The sequence below is a fragment of the Micromonospora sp. NPDC003776 genome (assembly GCF_053605645.1).
This window is the reverse complement of sequence record NZ_JBSGJR010000795.1, coordinates 1-2,420: the sequence shown is the minus strand read 5'-3', so window position 1 is coordinate 2,420 and position 2,420 is coordinate 1. Positions and strand designations below refer to the sequence as shown.

Annotated in this window: 1 protein-coding gene; it reads left to right on the top strand. The window is 67.3% G+C overall.

All coding sequences use genetic code 11. From position 1 onward, the window contains the following. Positions 1 to 3: 3 nt before the first annotated feature. The coding region (locus ACWEVO_RS35010) for an ATP-dependent Clp protease ATP-binding subunit (RefSeq protein WP_452311695.1) at positions 4 to 2,420 on the top strand (2,417 nt) is incomplete at its 3' end.

Sequence of the window (2,420 nt, the reverse complement as noted above, 5' to 3'; positions counted from 1 at the left end):
GGCATGTTCGAGCGGTTCACCGACCGAGCGCGACGGGTTGTCGTCCTGGCCCAGGAAGAGGCCCGGATGCTCAACCACAACTACATCGGTACGGAGCACATCCTGCTGGGCCTGATCCACGAGGGTGAGGGTGTCGCGGCAAAGGCCTTGGAGAGCCTCGGCATCTCCCTCGAGGGCGTCCGCCAGCAGGTCGAGGAGATCATCGGCCAGGGCCAGCAGGCGCCGAGCGGGCACATCCCGTTCACGCCGCGGGCCAAGAAGGTGCTGGAGCTGTCGCTGCGCGAGGCGCTGCAGCTCGGCCACAACTACATCGGCACGGAGCACATCCTGCTCGGTCTGATCCGCGAGGGTGAGGGCGTCGCCGCCCAGGTGCTGGTCAAGCTCGGTGCGGACCTCAACCGGGTCCGTCAGCAGGTGATCCAGCTGCTCTCCGGCTACCAGGGCAAGGAGCCGGCCGCGGCGGGCGCCGCGCCGGGCGAGGCCGCGCCGTCGACCAGCCTGGTGCTGGACCAGTTCGGCCGCAACCTGACCCAGGCCGCCCGCGAGGGCAAGCTCGACCCGGTCATCGGGCGCGAGAAGGAAATCGAGCGGGTCATGCAGGTGCTCTCCCGCCGTACCAAGAACAACCCGGTCCTGATCGGTGAGCCCGGCGTCGGTAAGACCGCCGTGGTGGAGGGCCTGTCCCAGAAGATCATCAAGGGCGAGGTGCCCGAGACGCTGAAGGACAAGCAGCTCTACACGCTCGACCTCGGTGCCCTGGTCGCCGGTTCCCGCTACCGCGGTGACTTCGAGGAGCGCCTCAAGAAGGTACTCAAGGAGATCCGCACCCGGGGCGACATCATCCTGTTCATCGACGAGATCCACACCCTGGTGGGTGCGGGTGCCGCCGAGGGCGCGATCGACGCCGCCAGCATCCTCAAGCCGATGCTGGCCCGTGGTGAGCTGCAGACCATCGGCGCCACCACCCTCGACGAATACCGCAAGCACCTGGAGAAGGACGCCGCCCTCGAGCGCCGCTTCCAGCCGATCCAGGTGGGTGAGCCGTCGCTGGCGCACACCATCGAGATCCTCAAGGGCCTGCGGGACCGCTACGAGGCGCACCACCGGGTGAGCATCACCGACGCCGCCCTGGTGGCCGCCGCCACCCTGGCCGACCGGTACATCTCCGACCGCTTCCTGCCGGACAAGGCGATCGACCTGATCGACGAGGCCGGTGCCCGGATGCGGATCCGCCGGATGACCGCGCCGCCAGACCTGCGCGACTTCGACGAGCGCATCGCCCAGGTGCGCCGCGACAAGGAGTCCGCGATCGACGCGCAGGACTTCGAGCGGGCTGCCCAGCTGCGTGACAAGGAGAAGCAGCTGCTCGGCCAGAAGGCCCAGCGGGAGAAGGAGTGGAAGGCCGGTGACCTGGACGTCGTCAGCGAGGTTGACGACGAGCAGATCGCCGAGGTGCTCGGCAACTGGACCGGCATCCCGGTCTACAAGCTGACCGAGGAGGAGACCTCGCGCCTGCTGCGCATGGAGGACGAGCTGCACAAGCGCGTCATCGGCCAGGAGGACGCGGTCAAGGCGGTCTCGAAGGCGATCCGGCGTACCCGGGCCGGCCTGAAGGACCCGAAGCGCCCGTCCGGCTCGTTCATCTTCGCCGGCCCGTCCGGTGTGGGTAAGACCGAGCTGTCCAAGGCGCTCGCCGAGTTCCTGTTCGGCAGCGAGGACGCCCTCATCCAGCTGGACATGTCCGAGTTCCACGACCGGTACACGGTGTCCCGGCTGGTGGGTGCCCCTCCCGGCTACGTCGGCTACGACGAGGGCGGGCAGCTGACCGAGAAGGTGCGTCGTCGGCCGTTCTCGGTGGTCCTCTTCGACGAGATCGAGAAGGCCCACCCGGACGTGTTCAACACGCTCCTGCAGATCCTGGAGGACGGGCGACTCACCGACGGCCAGGGTCGGATCGTGGACTTCAAGAACACGGTCATCATCCTGACCACCAACCTCGGTACGCGGGACGTCGCCAAGGCGGTGTCGCTGGGCTTCCAGGCCTCTGAGGACTCCGAGTCGAACTACGACCGGATGAAGCAGAAGGTCAACGACGAGCTCAAGCAGCACTTCCGGCCCGAGTTCCTGAACCGGATCGACGACACCATCGTCTTCCACCAGCTGCGCGAGAACGAGATCCTCTCGATCGTCGACATCATGATCCAGCGGATCGAGACGCAGCTGCGGAACAAGGACATGGGCCTGGAGCTGACCGACAACGCCAAGAAGTACCTGGCGAAGAAGGGCTTCGACCCGGTGCTGGGCGCGCGGCCGCTGCGTCGCACGATCCAGCGCGACATCGAGGACAACCTCTCCGAGCGGATCCTCTTCAACGAGCTGACCCCGGGTCAGATCGTGGTGGTGGACTGCGAGGGCGACCC